We start from the raw sequence: 17,168 nt of genomic DNA on the forward strand, positions 1-17,168 counted from the left end.
TTTCCTCGGGGGTGACGTGGCCGGGGCGGACCCGGGCGGTGTCGCCGCGGCGCTCGGCCACGTCCTTGCCGTCGGAGGAGGGCAGATCGACGATCACCACCTTGGCGCCCTCGGCCACGAGGGCCTGGACGGTGGCGAGGCCGAGACCGGATGCGCCGCCGGTGACGAGGGCGACGTCGTGCTGGGACAGTCTCACGGAGACTCCTTAGGCGGTCCTACTGGACGGTCAGAGTCTCACCCCATCGCACAGAAACAGTCAAGGCTGTCTGTTTATGGTCGTCCACCGAGCAGCGCGTGCCGGGCGATCTCCTTCCAGTGCTCCAGCAGCGGCTCGGACGCCGGATCGCGGGCGTCGAAGGCGTAACTGAGGGCCGTGCCCCGCATGCTGGTGAACAGCACCGGGCGTACCGGCAGGTAGAGGGGGCGGCCCACCAGATCCGGGCCGAACAGCTGGTCCATCCGCGCCCAGATGGCCCGGCCCAGGCGCTTCTCCGCCGGCCGGATCGCCCCGGCCAGCGCCGGCTCGGTCCGCGACGCCACCCACAGCTCGGTGGCCGCCCAGAAGCTCGGCTCCTGGAACGTCGCCCACAGGCAGTCCACCACCACGGCGATCCGCTCGCCCGGCCCGGTCGCGTCGGCGATCCGCTCGGTCCACGGCCCCGGCACCGGCTCGGCCAGTTGCGCCTCGAAGATGTGGTGCGCCGCCGCGACCAGCAACTCCTCCTTCGACGGGAACTGGTGCAGCATCCGCCCCCGCGACATTCCGGCCTCGGCCTGGATGGAGATGGTGCTGGTTCGCGCGTACCCGTCGCGCAGCAGGCAGGTGACCGCGGCGTCGAGGATCCGGGCCCGCGACTCCCGGGTGCGGTCCGCCCGGGGGCGGCCCCGTGCCGGTGAAAGCGTCATCCGCCGACAATAGCGGTCCACGCTGACTGTCCCGCCGGGGCATGATGGGGCATGCTCAACTCCATCCCCGCCGAATCGGCCGTCCAGGTGCTGACCCGGTGGCAGGACGGCGGCGGGACGTGGCGGGTTCTCGCGCGCAGCGACAGCCACGTCACCGTCGCGCTGCTGACCTGCACCGAGGAGGAGGTCGACCGCTGCACCTGGCCCAGCGACCCGCGGCTTCTCGCCCTGCTCAGCTAGCGCCCGGCTCGGTCGCGGCCCTCGCGCCGGAAGATGATCGTGCAGAATCGGGCGATGTCTCTCGACGCGTCGCATGCCAACCACCGCTGGTTCTGGCGTCACCTGGCCCGGGTCCGCGGTGCGGAGTGTCTCGAGATCCCCGGTGGCCTGCTGCTGTGCGTCGATCTTCCGGGCACCTCGTGGAACAACCTGCACCTGGACCCGGGCGCCGACCATGAGCCGGCCTTGGAACGGGCCCGGGAGTACTTCGGGGCACGGAAACTGCCCTGGCGGCTCTACGCCGAGCAGGAGTCACCGGCGGCGGAGGCGTTCGCTGCCCGGCACGGTGTTCCGGCGCAGCCGCTGTACCCGGTGCTGCACCGCCCGGCCGGGCCGCTCGACGACGGCGACGGCGAGCTGGCGACGTCCACCGCGACGAGCCTGGACGACCTGCGCGACTTCATGGACTGCGCCGGGGCCGCCTACCGGATCGATCCGGCGACGCTGGGGCCGCTGGTGAGCCCGCGCGCCTTCGACGACCCGGCGTTCCGGTTCCATCTGGGGCGACAGGACGGGCGGGTGGTCGCGGTCAGCGTCAGTGTCGCGCACGCCGACACGGTCGGCGTCTACTTCGTCGGGGTACGCCCGGAGCACCGCCGCCGGGGGCACGGCCGGACGATCACGGCGGTGGCGGTCCGGGCCGTTCCGGACGCGGCCACCGCCGTCCTGCAGGCCACGCCCGCCGGACTTTCCGTCTACCAGGACATGGGCTTTCGCGTCGTGACCGAATACCGCTACTAGAATTTCCCCGGCTAGGTCCAGCACTGGGCGGCCACGCGGCGGAAGTTGCCGCCCAGGATGGCCGCGACCGCGTCGGCCGGGTAGCCGCGGTCGCGCAGTGCGGCCTCCACCGCGAACAGGCCCTCCGGCGGAGTGAAGTCGATCGGTCCCCAGCGGGTGAACCAGTCGGGGAACAGCTCCGGGTTGTCGCGGATCGCCGCGTTGGCGTCCTCGAAGTCGAACGAGAAGTCCGTCGACAGTCCGACATGCTCCGGGCCGACCAGTTCGACCGCGTAGTCGACGTGCCGCACGAAGGCGTCCACCGACGCGTCGTTCGGGCCCAGGAAGATGCCGATGCCGGTGATCCCGATGACGCCGCCGGTGGCCGCGCACGCCCGTGCCTGCTCGTCGGTGATGTTGCGCGGGTGGTCCCACAGCGCCCGCATGCAGGAGTGGCTGTAGATCATCGGCTTGGTGGTGACGTCGCTGATGTCGAGGGCGGTCCGGGCGCCGCAGTGCGAGCCGTCGGCCACCATGCCGACCGCGTTCATCTCGCGGATCAGATCCCGGCCGTACGCGGTCAGCCCCTCGTCGGTCTCGTCCAGGCACCCGCCGCCGGCCGCGTTGCGGTTGTTGTAGGACGGCAGCATGGTACGGACGCCCAGGTCGTAGAACTCCCGCACCCGGTCCAGCCGCCCGTCCAGCGGGCCGGAGTCCTCCAGGTCGAAGGCGACCGCCACCCGTCCGGTGTCGCGGGCCGTGTCCAGGTCGGCGAGCCCGGCGGCGAGCACGAACCGCTCGTCCGCCTCGATCCGCGGCCGCCAGTCCGCCAGCAGCGCGATGACCTCGTCGTAGCCGTGCGGGGCGTACCCCACGTTGACCGAGACGTAGCTGCCACCCGGACGGCGGTAGCGGTCCAGCTCACCGAGGTCGGCGGCGCTCGTCAGCGGCAGGCAGCAATGTTGTTCCCAGAGCAGCGACACGAGCAGAGGGTACGGCCGGGGTCAGGCGAGGTAGTCGGCGAGGACCCGGGCGTGGTTGTTCGTGGTGTCGCGGACGCTGTAGAGCAGGGTGACGGTGCCGTGCTCGGCGGCCCTGGCACGCAGCGCGGCGACGGCCTCCGGGTTGGCGTCGAGCTCGGCCCGGTAGCGCCGGGCGAACTCGGCGAACTCGCCGGTGTGCTGGTGGAACCACTGCCGCAGTTCGGTGCTCGGCGCGGCGTCCTTGGCCCACTCGCCGAGGGCCGCGCGCTCCTTGGAGACGCCGCGCGGCCAGAGCCGGTCCACCAGGATCCGGTAGCCGTCGCCCGGATCGGGTTCGTCCTGTACCCGCTTGATCTGGAACGCCATTTCCGCATGCTATGTCCGGGCCGGCGCCTGGTCCGGCGCGGGGGCGCGGCCCAGACCACGGACCGCCGGGACGAGCAGCAGGACCGCGCAGCCGAGGACGCCGACCAGCACCGACGAGCCGAGCACCAGCTCGGCGCCGACGACCGCGGCGACCGGCCCGGCGAGCGCCTGACCGATCGGAAGGCTGACGGTCGAGCCGAGCACCTCGTACGAGGTCATCCGGTTCAGCATGTCCGGCGGCACCTGGGTCTGCACGCTGGTCTGCCACTGGACCGACCAGAACGCCCAGACCAGGCCGTTGACCGCGGCCGCGGCCAGCAGCAGCGGCAGATCGGCGTGCAGGGCGATGGCCAGCGGCAGCAGCACGAAGGCGAACATCGCCGCGGCTCCGGCGGCGAGCGGGCGCGCGGGCCGCAGACGGAGGGCGGCGATGCCCCCGCAGACGGTTCCAGCGCCGAGGGCGGAGTGCATCCAGCCGTACGCGGTGGCGCCCAGATCCTCGCTGACCAGGGTGGCGCCGAGCGGGATGAGCGGGCCGAACAGGAAGATCCCGTAGAGGATCCAGACCAGGATCACCGACCAGATCCACCGTCGGGCGCGGAATTCCTGCCAGCCGTCCCGCAGGTCGCGGATCGTCGACGACGAGGTACGCGGGACCTCGCCCAGCCGCAGGCCGGCCAGGCAGAGAGCGCTGATCGCGAACGTCGCGGCGTCCACCGCGTACACCGGACCGGGCCCGAGGAACGCGAAGATCAGGCCCGCGGCAGCCGGGCCGAGCATCTCGGCGATCGCGACCGCCGTACGGATGACGGCATTGGCCTTGTGGGGATCGCTCGCGACGAGTGGCACGATGCCGTTGACGCCGGGCTGGAACATCGCGGCCGCCGCGCCGCTGACCGCCGCGCAGACGATCAGCAGGCCCAGTGACGGCGTGCCGGTGAAGAAGGCGGCCGCGACGACGCCCTGGGCGACGAGCCGCACCAGGTCGGCGCCGAGCATCAGCGGCCGGGCGCCGAACCGGTCCGCGAACACCCCGCCGAACAGGATGCACCCGAGCATCGGCAGCATCCAGGCGGCGAGCACCAGCCCGACCCCGGTGGCGCCGTGGATCCGCCCGACCGCCAGCGCGGCCGCCACCGTGAGCATCGCGTCGCCGAAGACGGAGACGGCCCGGGCCACGAAGTAGCGGGTGAATCCAGCGGTCCACATTCGCCGATCTTCGCGTGATCGGCCCCGATGGGTAAAGTTTATTTACTGTTTGTGAGCGGCGGCACCAACTTGGCGGTGATGTCGCGCAGACGGGCGACGTCCTCGGCGGTCAGATGGTCGAAGACCAGGCGGCGCACCTCGGCCACATGGCCCGGCGCGGCCGCCCGCAGCGCCGCCATCCCGGCCTCGGTGAGCCCCGCGATCTGGCCGCGCTTGTCGCTCGGGCAGGCCTGCCGGACCACCCAGCCGCGCTGTTCGAGATTGCTGACCGCGTGCGACAGCCGGGTCGTGGTGGTCCCGGTCAACCGGGCCAGCCGGGTCATCCGCATGGCCCGGCCCGGCTCGGCGCTGAGCGTGGCCAGAATCTGGTAGTAGGCGTGCGGAATGCCGGCGTCCTGGCGCAACTGCTGATCCAGGGCGGTGGGCAGCATCATCAGCACCTGCGCCAGGTTCATCCAGGCCTCCGGCTCGGCGCCGGTCAGCCACCGTACGGGTGAAGCGTCGGTCACCGGCTCATCCTCCTCGATCTCCTAAACCGCCGGCGCGAGCAGGTGGGCGTTGACGTCCCGGACCAGATCGCCCAGGCCCGGGTGCTCGACCACGGTCACTCCGCCGTCCTCCAGGATGCGTACACCCTCGCAGTCGGCGAACAGCGACGGCTCGCGCAACGCCAGCACGACCCGGCCGAACCCGGCGGCCAGGATCAGCCGCGTGCACGAGGTCGGCCGGGACCGGCGGGTCGTGCACGGCTCCAGCGAGCTGTACATGGTGGCGCCGGCCAGCTCGAAGTCGCGGCGGCCGGCCAGCTTGGCCAGCGCCGCCTCCTCGGCGTGGTGGGCCGGGTGCGCCTCGCCGGTGTAGCCGGTGGCCAGCACCGCGCCGTGCCGGTCGACGACGACGGCGCCGACCGCATAGTGGCTCGGCGACGGGGGAGAGAGCCGGGAGAGGTCGATCGCGGTGGTCAGCCAGTGCCGGTCGACGTCGTGTGTGAAGGCCATGCGAGAGGTCCCTTCGGCGAGGGGGGCGACATCTCATCGGCGCGCCGCCGCCCGAATCGACGATTCCGGCCGATCCGGGTCAGCCGGCCAGCGGCAGATCGATGGTGTGATGGGTGTGCGCGACCTTGGCCGACAGGTAGCGGGCGTTGGCCGCGGAGAGATGCACCCCCGTCGGGATCCGGTCGGCCACCTCCACGCCGAGCGCGTCCAGTTGAGCGGCCTTGTCCGGATTGTTGCTCAGCAGCCGGATCCGGCCGGCGCCCAGCGCGGTCAGCATCTGTGCGGCCGGGGTGTAGTCGCGCTCGTCCTCGGCGTGGCCCAGCGCCAGATTCGCCTGGTAGGTGTCGAGGCCGGTGTCCTGGAGGGCGTAGGCGTCGAGCTTCGCGTACAGCCCGATGCCGCGGCCCTCCTGCCGCAGGTAGAGCAGGAAGCCGCCGGCGTCGCTGATCCGCTCGGCGGCCTCGCGTAACTGGGGGCCGCAGTCGCAGCGTTCGGAGCCGAAGACGTCGCCGGTCAGGCACTCGCTGTGCGGGCGGACCAGGGGCGCACCGTCACCGGCGATTGCGGTGCGCCAGTCGCCCAGGCCCAGCGCCAGGTGCTCGCGGCCGTCGGACAGCCCGTGGAAGGTGAACACCTCGGCCGTGGTGGCGTAGCCGTCCGGGAAGCGCAGAGGCACCGTCACCCGCGTACGAATCCGCGCCGCGGTCTTCGTCGTCACCGTCATGCCCGCCTCCGAAGTTGTTGAACTTTCACATACAAGCATCCGCGCCGAATGTTGAAAGATCAATAACTTCGCCTGTGGCTCCGGTCACCCACCCGCCGCCACCCGCGCCCCGCGCCCCAACGGACGCGCGACCCCTTACGGCCTCGGTCCCACCTACCGCTGCCCGCCCCCTGCCCCAACGGACCGCGCGACGCCTTACAGCCTCGGTCCCCCACCCGCCGCTGCCCGCGCCGCCTGCAACCCGCCGGACCGGGCGATCTTGGACGCCACACCACCGAAAACGGTGGCAAAACGTCCAAGATCGACGGGTGGAGGGGGCGGGAGACGCTACGCGCCCGCGACTGGCGGCACGGCCGGGAGTGGGCAGGCCGGGTGCCTGGCGAGCAGACCGCGACCACCCACTTAGCGCCACTGGCGGCATGGGCGGGAGTGGGCAGTTTGGGTGGCTGGCGAGCAGACCGCGACCACCCACTTGGCGCCACTGGCGGTATGGGCGGGAGTGGGCAGGCCGGGTGCCTGGCGAGCGGGACGGTGACCACCCACTTGGCGCCACCGGCGGCATGGGCGGGAGTGGGAAGTTTGGGTGCCTGGTAAGCGGGACGGTGACCACGCGCTCAGCGCCACCGGCGGCATGGGCGGGAGTGGGCAGGTCGGGTGGCTGGCGAGCGAGACGGTGACCACCCACTTAGCGCCACTTACGGCAGGTGGGTGGGATGGCCCGCCGATCTACGCCCGGCGGGCGCGGCACAGGCGGGACCACCCCGCCGGCGCGCGCCGCGCGGACGGGACGATCAGAACGGAGCAGGGCGATGTCGCGCGTACCGGAAAAATGCCGGAATCGGACCGCTGACCTCGACCACAACGAGGTTTCTAGGCGCTGGATCGGGTCGCGGGCGTCTCGGCCGAGGCGTAGGCGGCGTGTACGGCGTCCGCGCCCGCCGTGTGGGCCAGCTCCGCCCCGTCGCCGGTCACCGGTGCGCGTTCCTCACCGACTGTCGGCTCCGGCTTGGGCCGCCCGTGACGGGTGTCCCAGACGTCCCGGACCAGGATCTGCAGGATTCCGGCCACCGGGATGGCCAGCAGCGCGCCGAGGATTCCGGCCAGTTCGACCGCGATGAGGATCGCCACCAGGACGGTGAGCGGGTTGAGCCGCACCGTCCGGGCGAAGACGACCGGTTGCAGCAGGTGGTTCTCGAGTTGCTGGTAGAGCACGAAGAACACCACCACGACGATTCCCGCGGTGGTCGACTGGGTGAACGCCGCGAGGCTCGCCACGACGGCTCCCAGGGTGGCGCCGACCAGCGGGATCAGGTCGGCGACGCCGACGAACAGGGCGATCAGGCCGGCGTACGGGACGTCCATGATCAGCAGGGTGACGAAGGTGAGCGCGCCGCAGATGAAACTGATCAGCAGGTTGCCGGTGAGGTAGCCGGTGACCGTCTTGGCGCAGTCGTGCCCGACCCGGCGGATGTGTTCGGCCCGGCGTGGCGGGAAGAGGGCCAGGAACCCGTCGACGACCTTCGGCGCCTCCAGCACCATCAGGTAGGAGAGCACGAAGATGGTGACGACGCCGGCCACCCCGGTGGCCACCGAACCGAGGAACGCGATGGTCGGCGCGCCCAGGCCGCCGGCGTAGTCGCGGATCCGGTCGGCGTTGTTCTCGGCGTACTCCATCAGGTGGAACCGCTCGACCATGTTGCCGACCGGGCCCCGGCCCGCCCGCAGGTCGTCGACGATCTGCGGGAAGTTCGTGATCAGCTGGGCGCCCTCTCTGGCCAGCGGCACCACGAACAGCGTGATCAGGCCACCGAGCAGAGCGAACGCCGTGAGGAACACCAGCAGGGTGGCCAGCCAGCGCCGGCCGAACGCGCCGTGCCGGGTCACCCAGCCGACCGCCGGGTGCAGTGCCACCGCGAACAACGCGGCGATCAGGATCCAGGTCAGGACCTGGCGGGTGTGGTACGCCAGCAGCAGCACCGCCGCGGTGGCCAGCACCATCCCGATGACCACGAGCGTCCGGCGCGCGACCGCTGCCGTGTCGGTTTGCCCCATATGCGCCGGGTACCCGGCCGTCACCAGGGCAAACGTGACCGGCCCGGTCGGTCGGCCGGGCGCTGCGCCATGGTGACGCCATGCCGCGGCGGCCATCGGGTAGGGCGGACGGGTGCTCAGCGGCGGAACCCTCGACCTGACGGCGGCCGTCTGGGCCCACCTGGACCGGGTCGCCCGCGCCGTCACTGGCGACGGCAGCGGCCTCGGCGACTGAGGCCGGTGTATCCGGCCGGTTGTCCGCCGGTCCCCTGTATGACGGCCGCACGAGCCGGGGCATCCGCGGCGGCGTCGCCCCACGAATCGGTTCCGATCGGCCGAGGGGAGCGAAGGAGGCCACCGATGTCACTGTCCACTACTGACAGTGTGCTCGTCGCTACTAACATCAAGCGGATGTGCATCGACGGGGATAAGTGGATCGCGGGAGCCGGGTCGTGACCGATCAGGCGGTGCGTGTCGTGGTCACGCCGGAATCCGTACCGGCCCCCGCTGTCACCGGTCGCGCGTGGCGGGGACTCGCGGTCGTCCTGGGCTCCCAGGCCTGCGCGCTGTCGGCCAACCGCATGCTGCTCATCGCCATCCCATGGCTGCTGCTGACCAGCACCGGTGACCCGGCCAAGGCCGGGCTCGTGACGCTCTGCCAGGCCCTGCCGTACGTCATCGTGCAGGTCGTCGTCGGGCCGCTGATCGACCGGCTCGGGGCGCGGCGGATCAGCGTCGCCGGTGACGCGATCAGTGCGGTCGCCATGATCCTGCTCGCGGCGACGCCGGGGCCGCCGCTGCTCATGGTGATGCTCTGCATGGCCTGCGTGGGCGCGGCCGACGGTCCGGCCGTCGCCGCCAAGCACACCCTGCTGCCCGGGGCGACCGAGGACGCCGGCCAGCCGATCGAGCGCGGCACCGGCATGGCCACGGTGATCGAGCGGGCCGCCACCAGTGCCGGGCCACTGGCGTCCGGGGTGCTCGTGGCGGCGTTCGGCGCGCGTACCCTCTGGGCCGTCGCCGTGCTCTTCGCCGCCGCCGCCCTGATCGGCGTCACCGGGCAGCGGGTCGCGGGACGGTCCCGTCCGGCCCGGCCGGACGGCTACCTGCGGCAGCTGCGCGACGGCGCGGGCTTTCTGCACCGCGATCGCTCGCTGCGGGCCATCGTGCTGATGTACGTCGTCACGAACTTCCTGGACCAGGCGTTCCTCACGGTGCTGCTGCCGGTGTGGGCGCACGGGCACGGCCACGGGGTCGCGTTCGTCGGCCTGCTCAGTGGCGTCTTCGGGGCGTGTGCGGTGTTCACGGCCGCGATCGCCGCCTGGATCGGCGCCCGTTTCCCGCGCCGGACGGTCTTCCTGGTGGCGATCATCGTGGCCGGGGTGACCCGGTACGTGGTGCTGGCCGCCGACGCGCCGCCCACGGTGGTGCTGCTGGTCTTCGCGGTGGCCGGGCTCGGCAGCGGCGCGGCCTGCCCGATCGTCGAGGCGGTCGAGGCCGAGCGGGTCCCCGACCACATGCGCGGCCGGGTCCGCACCCTGATCGTCGCCTGGGCGTGGGCCGGGATCCCGTTCGGCGGCCTGGCCGGCGCCGCCATGCTGACGGCCGGCCTGGGCGCGGCCCTGTGGGCGTGCGCCGCCGTCTACCTGGCGGCCGTCGTCCACCCGGGGTTCCGGGTGAGCTGGCGCCGTTGACCCTTGACGGAGTGAGTACTCACTCCGTACCGTCGAGGTCATGACAGACACACCCACCGGCCGGCGCCGCGCGCCGGGAATGAGCCCCGACCGACGTCGCGACATGATCGTGCAGACCGCCCTGCCGCTGATCGCCCAGCACGGCGCCGCCGTCACCACCGCCCAGATCGCCCGGGCCGCCGGCATCGGCGAGGCCACCGTCTTCCGGGTCTTCGCCGACAAGGACGCCGTCCTCCAGGCCTGCATCGCCACCGTCCTCGACCCCACCGTGGCGCTGGACGACCTCGGCGCCATCGACCTCACCCGGCCGCTGGCCGACCGGCTCCTCGAAGCCGCCGACGCCCTCGACGCCTACCTCGACCGGATGGGCACCGTCCTCGGCGGACTGCACGCCTCCGGCGCCCCGAACCGGCGGCCACCCGTCCCCACCGACGGCGCCGCCCGGCGCGACGACGCGCAAGCCGCCACCCGGGAGGCCGTCGCGGCACTGTTCGAACCCGACGGCGACCGGCTGCGGCTGCCCGCCGACGTGCTCGCCGACGCCTACCTGCGGCTGCTGTTCGGCCGGACCGCCGGGCCCGGCCGCCCCGCCGCGAAACCGGACCGCCGGCAACTCATCGATCTGCTGCTCAACGGGGCATTCCGCGAATCACGCTGATCTTTTCGGAAAATAGAATTGCGCGGTCCGGCGACCGCTGACTATCGTCGTCCTCACCAGACACCGCACCAGAGCCGAGGAGCTTCCGATGAATCGCTGGCAAACCGAAACGATCTCGGTCGCCATCGTCATCGAGAACTTCGAATCCCAGCCCGGGAGGCGCTGCTAGCGCCCGCGGAAGCGCCCAGCGCCGAAGCCGCCTCCCGGACCCGGGGAAGGCGGCTTCACTGTTTTCACATAGGGGTGTGGCGCAATTCGGTAGCGCAGCGGCCTCCAAATCCGAAGGTTGCAGGTTCGAATCCTGTCGCCCCTGCTCTCCCTGCGAGAAATGCGCGGAACTGACAACTGAACAGTGGCTTTCACAGACCCATCAAGCTCAGACGGCGGAGCACCCGGTTGAAGCCCGGGAGGTGCGCGGTTCGATTCCGCGGGTGGGTGCGCACGACAAGGACCAGCGGAGCAGTCAGGAGTGCTCACCGGCCTCTCCATCCGGAGATCGCGGGTTCGAATCCCGCCTGGTCTACGACACGGCCGGCATTCGCCGGCCACTTTCCGAGATGGTGCAACAGGCAGCACGCCCGGCTCTGGACCGGGAGGTTCGAGGTTCGAATCCTCGTCTCGGAGCGCAGGGAACACGCCGATGTAGCTCACCGGGTAGAGCGGCCGCCTCGTAAGCGGCAGGCAGGCGGTTCGAGTCCGCCCTTCGGCCCGAAAGGAGAACACGCCGACGCGGGGAGCCCGATCCCGTTCGTCGGTGCGAGGCTGGTGTAGCTCAGTCGGTCAGAGCATCGAGCCGATAACTCGAAGGCCGGCGGTTCGATTCCGCCCACCAGCACACGTCCGGCCGGTTCGCCACCGGCGCCGGACACGTGGAGCCGTCGACTAAATGGTCAGGTCACCGTCCTTTCACGTCGGAAGGTGCGGGTTCGAATCCCGTCGGCTTCACTCCATCCCTCGTCGCCCAATCGGCAGGGCAGCGCACTGTTAATGCGTACCGGTGTCAGTTCGAATCTGACCGAGGGAGCGGCAAGGCAGCACGATCTCGGACGCCCGGCCACGGCATCCGGCGGCACGGACGTCACCGCGTGGGGCTGAGCCGGCCCGGGGCCGGGGTGTCCTCCGGCACCGGCCGCAGGCACAGCGCCGCGGTGACCAGGCCGGCGACGGCCGCGCCACCGAGCAGCAGCCGGTAGTCGGCGACCGCCAGCAGGCTCGCGCCGGTCGCCTGGCCGATGGCGCCCGGCGCGAAGCTGAGTAGTGTGACGGTGCCCGAGACGCGGCCGAGAAAGGCCGCCGGGATGTCCCGCTGGAGAACGGTGGCGCCGGTGATCAGCACCCACGGCACCGCCAGGCCCGCGAGCAGGGCGGCGCCGAGCACCGGAGCGAGGGACGGCAGGCAGCGCAACGCCGCGCCGGCCGCGAAGAGGGCGATGCCCAGCCCGGCGAACACGTGCGGCCGCATCCGCCGCTGCAACGGCCCGGCCAGCAGGCCGGCGGCCACCGATCCGGCGCCCTGCACCGTCATCAGCACACCGGCGAAGGCCGGCGCCCGGTTCAGGCCCTCGTCGACCACGGCGAAGACCGTGGTGCCGGCCATCCCGACGAGGAACATCAGTGACGACGTCGACAGGACGACGCGCCGCAGGACCGGATGCCGCCACAGCTGACGGCCGCCCTCGGCGATCCGCTGCCGCCAGGGCTCCGCCGCCGGTGTGTGCTCGATCGTCCCGGGGCGGATGAGCAGGCACAACGCGGCCGCCACGAAGAACGTGACCGCGTCCAGGACGGCGACGCCGGCGCCGCCCAGCCAGGTGAACAGGCCCGCGCCGAGCAACGGGGCGGCCAGTTTCACACCTTCGGACGCGGACATCCGCAGCCCGTTGAGGTCGCCGAGCTGATCCGCCGGGACCGCGGCCGGCAGCACCGCGTTCTCGGCGGCGTCGGAGACCACGAAAGCGATGCCGTAACAGAGCATGACCGCGAAGATCAGCCACACCTGCGCCTCGGTCTCGACCAGCAGCAGAAGCAGGAGCAGCAGACCCATCACGACGTCGGTGCCGATCATCACCCGCCGCCGGCGGGGCACCCGGTCCACGATCGCGCCGATCACCGGGCCGGCCAGGGTGGGCGCCCAGACGAGGAAGCCGACCCAGGCGGCCAGACTGCTGTCACCGGTGAGCGCCATGACCCAGATGCCGGCGGCCAGCATCATCGCGTTGCTGCCGAAGCTGGAGACGAGAACCGCTCCGAGATATGCCGTCGCGTTGCGGCTCCACGTCACGCGCTTCCCCTTAGTTGAGTCGTTGGGGCTCAACGCTAGGTGTCCGATTTGGCGCGGTCAATGGCGATTTTGTCAATAAATCATTGACAACACGATTTCGTACGGGCGATGGCGTCGCCCGATCACTTACCGACCCGGCAGCGCTCCAGCCGCGCGGCCAGCTCGGGCGCCACCTCGTGCAGCCCGCCCAGATCGGCACGGGCGTCGAGCCGGTGGCTCCAGGAGACGCCACGTCCCTGTTCGAGGCGCTCCACCGCCTCGCCCGGCGGCCCGTCCGCGGCGAGGACACCGGCGGCGGCCTCCCGGCCCAGCTCCGTGCCGAAGGTCTCGAGCATGTGCAGCTGATCCCGCTGCTCGATGCCGTGCCAGGCGAGCAGCGGCAGGATGTCGAGCGCCGCCCGGTACGCCCCGGCCGCCGCCTCGAAACCCCGATGTGCCGCACTCAGCCCCGCACAGCTTCGCGCCGCCCGCAGCCGGGTCGCGAGCGGCGCGGCCGTCGACGAGCACACCGATGACCAGCACTCCAGCGCCTCGTTCAGATCGCTGTCCGACCCCGTCGACGAGAACCGCTCGATCAGGGCGTCCGCGAGAACGTTCGCGAAGGGCGCGCGATGCGGGTGGCCGGCGGGCGTGCCCTCCACCGCTTCACGGCCCAGCCGGACGGCCTCGTCCCGATCGGCGTCGCCACCTCGGACCCGCGGGGCCCGGCAGAGGTTGGACCGGTGGAGGGGCAGGTCCGGATGGCCGGCCGGAGACAGGTCCACCGCCTGCCGGCAGACCCGGACGGCCTCGTCCCGATCGTCGTCGGCGCCCGCGTGTTCGAACCGCTTCAGGAGCGCCAGTCCGAGGCCCGTGAGGTCGCCGGCGACATCCGGGTGGCCGGCGGGTTTCATCGTCATCGCGACCCGGACGGCGTCCACCGCCCGATGCAGATCATCGCCGGCACGCGACCGGTCGAATCGGGCGTCGAACGCGGCGCCGAGCAGAACGAAGCAGCCGGCCCGGTCGGTGTGCCGGGCCGGCAGGATCGTGAGCGCCCGCTCGACGGCGCGTACGACGTCCTCCAGATCGGTGCCGTCGCCGGTTCGCAGAAACCGCCGGAACAGCAGGAGGGCGAGGTGATAGAGGGCGACGGCGTGGTCCAGGTGACCACCGGTGGTGGCCGTGACCGCCGCGCGGGCCGGCTCGATGGCCGCGGCGAGATCGGCGGCGGACCCGGTTCGATCGCATCGCGCCGTCATGACCGCGCTCAGCGCACTCAGAAGCGTGGCGCGGTCGGGATCGCCGGCGGGTACCGTCGCCGACGCCCTTCGGGTGATGTCGACGGCCCTCTCCAGATCCGCGTCGGCGCCGGTGCGCTTGAACCGTTCGGCCAGGACGACCCCGAGAGCGCCCAGGCTTCGCCGGTGGCCGGGCTGCCCGGCCGATCGTGCCACCGCCTCCTCGAGGCAGGCCTCCGCCCCGGCGAGGTCGGCGGCGCGGCCGCTGCGGTGGTGCCGGAGCAGGAGCGCTCCGCCCAGATTCGTGAGGAACAACGCGCGGTCGGGATCCGCCGGAGGCGTGGCCGCGACCGCCGTCCGCACCACCTCGACGGCTTCGTCCAGGTCGGCCAGGACGCCGGTACGCCGGTAGCGTTCCTGGAGGGACGTGGAGAGATTCGACAGGTCACGGGCGGTCGTGATCGCCGCCCGGCGGGCGGCGATCGCCTCGTCCAGATCGGACCCTCTGCCGGTCCACCCGTGCCACGACTCCAGCACCGTCGCGACGTTGGCGAGGCACGCGGTGCGGCCGGGATGGCCGGCGGCGACGGTGGCCGCCGCACGCCGTGCCGTCTCGCGGGCCCGGCCCAGGTCGGCCGGGTCACCGGAGCGCTGGAATCGGATCAGGAGGCCGGCGCTGAGGGTGGTCAGCAGGATGGGACGGTCGGGATGGCGGGCCGGCATGGTGGTGGCCATACCGGCCATCTCGTCGATGGCCCGGTCCACCGCGGCCGGGTCGTGGCCGGTCACCGCCGCATGGAGCCGCCGCTGGACAGCACTCACCGCGTCCTGCCGCGGCATCCGCTCACCCACCTTTTACCAGGTCCATTTCTGGAGCGCGGCGCCCGTACAGGTGGTGATGGTGATCTGGGCGTTGTTGGCGGTGGAGGCGGCGGCCAGGCACAGGCTGGTGTTGCTGAGCGGCCGGATCGTGCCGTCGGCGTTGGACCGCCACCGCTGGGCGTCCGTGTTGTTGCAGGTGAACATCCAGATCCGCTGGCCGGACGCGAAGTTGCTGAACGGCACGTCCAGGCAGTTGCCGAGCATCCGCCATGTCCAGTCGCTGATCCTGGTCAGGGCCTGCGCCTTGGTGTTGTTGCAGGTGTACGCCTGGAGGTAGGTGCGGGCCGCGATGGCCGAGTTGGGCACGTCCAGGCAGCGGCCGGTGCTGTTCTTGAACGGGCTCATCAGCGGGTTCGGGCCCTTCGCCACCTGGACGATCTTCGCGACCGACGGGACACCGTCGGCGTCGACGACGAAGAGCATGTAGTAGCCGGGCGGGGCGACGCCGCCGGTCGGTGGGCCGGTGACGGTCAGCGTCGTACCGGAGGTGGTGAATTTCAGTGGCACGTAGCGCTGGCCCTGGTCGACGCCGTGGGTGACGTCGGCCAGGCCGACCAGGGCGACCTTGCGGATGCCGGCCGCCTGCGGGCTGGTGACCGTGAAGACGCCGTTCACGTTGACACCGGCCGGCGCCGCGCTGATCACCGGCCGGTCGGCGAGCTGGCCGCTGCCGTCCTTGCGGTAAAGGTACGGCGGGGTGAAGTACTCGATGTTCTTCTCCAGGTAGCCCACCGTCATGCAGACCGCGCAGATCCCGCCGCCGCCGGTCAGCACCCGCCCGTCGGGCAGCAGTGCCGCCGTCGAGTGGTACTGGCGGATCCGGCTCGCACCGGCCAGCACCGTCCACTGTCCGGTCGCCGGGTCCCAGCGTTCGGCCGTCGTCACGGCGTGATCCAGGTCGACCAGGCCGTTGACGGCGGCGCTGGTCATGCCGCCGGTCGCCAGCACCGAGCCGTCGGCCAGGACGGTGGCGTTGAGCTGACGTCGCCCGGTCGCCATCGCACCGGTCGCGGTGACCGTCGGATTCGTGCCGTTGTTGGCGTTCAGCACGACCGCGGTGCGGGTGGGCACCTTGGCCACGCCGTCCTCGGTGACATTGCCGCCGCCGACGATCAGAGAAAGACCGATATCGTACGGCGAGAAGCTCCCGTAATCACGATTGATCGCGTCCCGGGTCGCGGTTCCGGTGATCACTCCGTCGCCGGAGGTGGTGATCGTGTATCCGGTCGTGTTGGGCCCGAAGAACGCGAGTTGCGTGTCCGGCCGCGACCCCATGAACGGATAGACCCGCGCGCTGTACTTGGTGAAATTGGTCAGTTTACGAATGGCGCCGTTGGTCTGATAGACCTCGGCCGTCGCCGGCCCGCCGCCGATGATGACCTCCTCGCCGTTCGCCGTCTCGGCCACCGACGGATACCAGCGGGCCGCGGCCATGTCGTTGCCGCGGGTCCACGTCTCGGTCTGCCAGTTGAACACGTAGGTGCGCACCGTCCCGGCGAGCTGCGCGTTGGCGTTCCCGCCGGCGACCAGGATGTTGCCGTTGGCCAGGTGCGCGAACCCGGCGCAGAAGATGTTGCTGCCCTGCAGGTCGACGCGTTTGAACGTGTCGTCGGCCGGGTTGAACACCATGGCCCGGGTGAAATCGTGATCCGGATAGGTCTCGGTGGGCTTGTCGCCGACCGAGTCCCAAATCAGCACCTTGCCGTTGGGCAGCACGGCCGTGAAGACCGGCACCACGGGCGTGTTCACGACCGGGCTCCAGGATCCGGCGGTCCCCGGGTCGGCGGCGGCTGCCCGGGTCCGCGCGGTGCCCGGGCGGCGGCCGGTCTCGCGGTGGATGCGGTCGGCGTTCTCCCTGGTCCGCTGCTCGATGACGTGCAGCGGCGTGCCGACCAGATCCTGCTCCCGGTGCTGTTGGTCGTCCTCGGCGTGCTCGTGCGCCTGATGATCGTGCGCTACCGCGGTGGAATCGAGACCGGTGATGAATGTCGCCGCTAAAAGACAACAGACGGTCACGGCGCGACGCAGGTCCATGAGAACTGTCCTTTCGGCAGGTCCTCTCGGCGGCGCGCCGGGAATCATTTTCGGTCTCTCGGAACGGCCGTTCCCCCGTGATCTATTTCGCGCCGTCCAGTTCGGTCACCATAACGCGCATTAAGGTGACCTTCAATATTCACCTGCGCCTTGGAAGTGTACGATCTTGGACGCGTACGCTGG

The 17,168-nt window shown here is 71.4% G+C and carries 16 protein-coding genes and 8 tRNA genes; 12 read left to right on the forward strand and 12 right to left on the reverse strand.

The window, feature by feature from the left end; all coding sequences use genetic code 11:
* The coding region (locus J5X75_RS36400; RefSeq protein ID WP_208472149.1) for an SDR family NAD(P)-dependent oxidoreductase at positions 1 to 196 on the reverse strand (196 nt) is incomplete at its 3' end.
* A 74-nt stretch (positions 197 to 270) separates the two neighbouring features.
* Complete coding sequence (locus J5X75_RS36405; RefSeq protein ID WP_208472150.1) at positions 271 to 906, reverse strand: TetR/AcrR family transcriptional regulator; 636 nt, start codon at positions 904 to 906, stop codon at positions 271 to 273.
* Between the two features lie 51 nt (positions 907 to 957).
* On the opposite strand from J5X75_RS36405, the gene J5X75_RS36410 reads away from it, so the two are divergent.
* Complete coding sequence (locus J5X75_RS36410) at positions 958 to 1,146, forward strand: hypothetical protein (RefSeq protein ID WP_208472151.1); 189 nt, start codon at positions 958 to 960, stop codon at positions 1,144 to 1,146.
* A 54-nt stretch (positions 1,147 to 1,200) separates the two neighbouring features.
* A complete protein-coding gene (locus J5X75_RS36415; protein ID WP_208472152.1) occupies positions 1,201 to 1,926 on the forward strand; it encodes a GNAT family N-acetyltransferase in 726 nt (241 codons plus the stop codon).
* Between the two features lie 11 nt (positions 1,927 to 1,937).
* Here the strand turns inward: J5X75_RS36415 and J5X75_RS36420 are convergent, their stop codons facing one another.
* The 7 genes from J5X75_RS36420 to J5X75_RS36450 form a co-directional block, all read right to left on the reverse strand.
* Positions 1,938 to 2,888, reverse strand: a complete 951-nt coding sequence (locus J5X75_RS36420; RefSeq protein ID WP_307798492.1) for a dipeptidase — start codon at positions 2,886 to 2,888, stop codon at positions 1,938 to 1,940.
* 21 nt (positions 2,889 to 2,909) lie between these two features.
* Entirely contained in the window at positions 2,910 to 3,254 is a 345-nt protein-coding gene (locus tag J5X75_RS36425; protein ID WP_208472153.1) for a DUF488 domain-containing protein, read from the reverse strand.
* A 9-nt stretch (positions 3,255 to 3,263) separates the two neighbouring features.
* Positions 3,264 to 4,463 (reverse strand): MFS transporter, encoded by a 1,200-nt coding sequence (locus J5X75_RS36430; RefSeq protein ID WP_208472154.1) that lies wholly within the window; start codon positions 4,461 to 4,463, stop codon positions 3,264 to 3,266.
* 38 nt (positions 4,464 to 4,501) lie between these two features.
* Positions 4,502 to 4,972 carry a MarR family winged helix-turn-helix transcriptional regulator gene (locus J5X75_RS36435; RefSeq protein ID WP_307798494.1) on the reverse strand — a complete coding sequence of 157 codons (471 nt, stop codon included), beginning with the start codon at positions 4,970 to 4,972 and terminating at the stop codon, positions 4,502 to 4,504.
* A gap of 21 nt (positions 4,973 to 4,993) precedes the next feature.
* Positions 4,994 to 5,461, reverse strand: a complete 468-nt coding sequence (locus tag J5X75_RS36440; RefSeq protein WP_208472155.1) for a cytidine/deoxycytidylate deaminase family protein — start codon at positions 5,459 to 5,461, stop codon at positions 4,994 to 4,996.
* A 79-nt stretch (positions 5,462 to 5,540) separates the two neighbouring features.
* Entirely contained in the window at positions 5,541 to 6,185 is a 645-nt protein-coding gene (locus J5X75_RS36445; RefSeq protein WP_208472156.1) for a GTP cyclohydrolase II, read from the reverse strand.
* An 870-nt stretch (positions 6,186 to 7,055) separates the two neighbouring features.
* Complete coding sequence (locus J5X75_RS36450) at positions 7,056 to 8,237, reverse strand: AI-2E family transporter (RefSeq protein WP_208472157.1); 1,182 nt, start codon at positions 8,235 to 8,237, stop codon at positions 7,056 to 7,058.
* A 431-nt stretch (positions 8,238 to 8,668) separates the two neighbouring features.
* Here J5X75_RS36450 and J5X75_RS36455 point away from each other — a divergent pair, with 431 nt between their 5' ends.
* The 10 genes from J5X75_RS36455 to J5X75_RS36500 all read left to right on the forward strand — a co-directional run bounded on the left by J5X75_RS36455 (position 8,669) and on the right by J5X75_RS36500 (position 11,592).
* The gene (locus J5X75_RS36455; RefSeq protein ID WP_307798495.1) at positions 8,669 to 9,910 is read left to right on the forward strand and encodes an MFS transporter; all 1,242 of its coding nucleotides are present in this window, start codon (positions 8,669 to 8,671) and stop codon (positions 9,908 to 9,910) included.
* Between the two features lie 40 nt (positions 9,911 to 9,950).
* Positions 9,951 to 10,568 (forward strand): TetR/AcrR family transcriptional regulator, encoded by a 618-nt coding sequence (locus J5X75_RS36460; protein ID WP_208472158.1) that lies wholly within the window; start codon positions 9,951 to 9,953, stop codon positions 10,566 to 10,568.
* Positions 10,569 to 10,807: 239 nt separating this feature from the next.
* Positions 10,808 to 10,881: transfer RNA gene (locus J5X75_RS36465), tRNA-Trp, on the forward strand.
* Between the two features lie 52 nt (positions 10,882 to 10,933).
* Positions 10,934 to 11,006, forward strand: a tRNA-Phe gene (locus J5X75_RS36470).
* A 10-nt stretch (positions 11,007 to 11,016) separates the two neighbouring features.
* Positions 11,017 to 11,091: transfer RNA gene (locus J5X75_RS36475), tRNA-Glu, on the forward strand.
* A 28-nt stretch (positions 11,092 to 11,119) separates the two neighbouring features.
* Positions 11,120 to 11,192, forward strand: a tRNA-Gln gene (locus J5X75_RS36480).
* Positions 11,193 to 11,204: 12 nt separating this feature from the next.
* Positions 11,205 to 11,277, forward strand: a tRNA-Thr gene (locus tag J5X75_RS36485).
* A gap of 52 nt (positions 11,278 to 11,329) precedes the next feature.
* Positions 11,330 to 11,403: transfer RNA gene (locus tag J5X75_RS36490), tRNA-Ile, on the forward strand.
* A 36-nt stretch (positions 11,404 to 11,439) separates the two neighbouring features.
* Positions 11,440 to 11,513, forward strand: a tRNA-Glu gene (locus tag J5X75_RS36495).
* Positions 11,514 to 11,518: 5 nt separating this feature from the next.
* Positions 11,519 to 11,592 (forward strand) — tRNA-Asn (locus J5X75_RS36500).
* A gap of 54 nt (positions 11,593 to 11,646) precedes the next feature.
* Here the strand turns inward: J5X75_RS36500 and J5X75_RS36505 are convergent.
* The 3 genes from J5X75_RS36505 to J5X75_RS36515 all read right to left on the reverse strand — a co-directional run bounded on the left by J5X75_RS36505 (position 11,647) and on the right by J5X75_RS36515 (position 16,985).
* Positions 11,647 to 12,849 carry an MFS transporter gene (locus J5X75_RS36505; RefSeq protein WP_208472159.1) on the reverse strand — a complete coding sequence of 401 codons (1,203 nt, stop codon included), beginning with the start codon at positions 12,847 to 12,849 and terminating at the stop codon, positions 11,647 to 11,649.
* A gap of 122 nt (positions 12,850 to 12,971) precedes the next feature.
* A complete protein-coding gene (locus J5X75_RS36510; RefSeq protein ID WP_208472160.1) occupies positions 12,972 to 14,909 on the reverse strand; it encodes a tetratricopeptide repeat protein in 1,938 nt (645 codons plus the stop codon).
* 15 nt (positions 14,910 to 14,924) lie between these two features.
* Positions 14,925 to 16,985, reverse strand: coding sequence for a galactose oxidase-like domain-containing protein (locus J5X75_RS36515; protein WP_208472161.1), 2,061 nt, complete (start codon positions 16,983 to 16,985; stop codon positions 14,925 to 14,927).
* Positions 16,986 to 17,168 lie beyond the last annotated feature (183 nt).

It is taken from the genome of Actinoplanes flavus (genome assembly GCF_017592555.1).
Classification (GTDB): Bacteria; Actinomycetota; Actinomycetes; order Mycobacteriales; family Micromonosporaceae; genus Actinoplanes; species Actinoplanes flavus.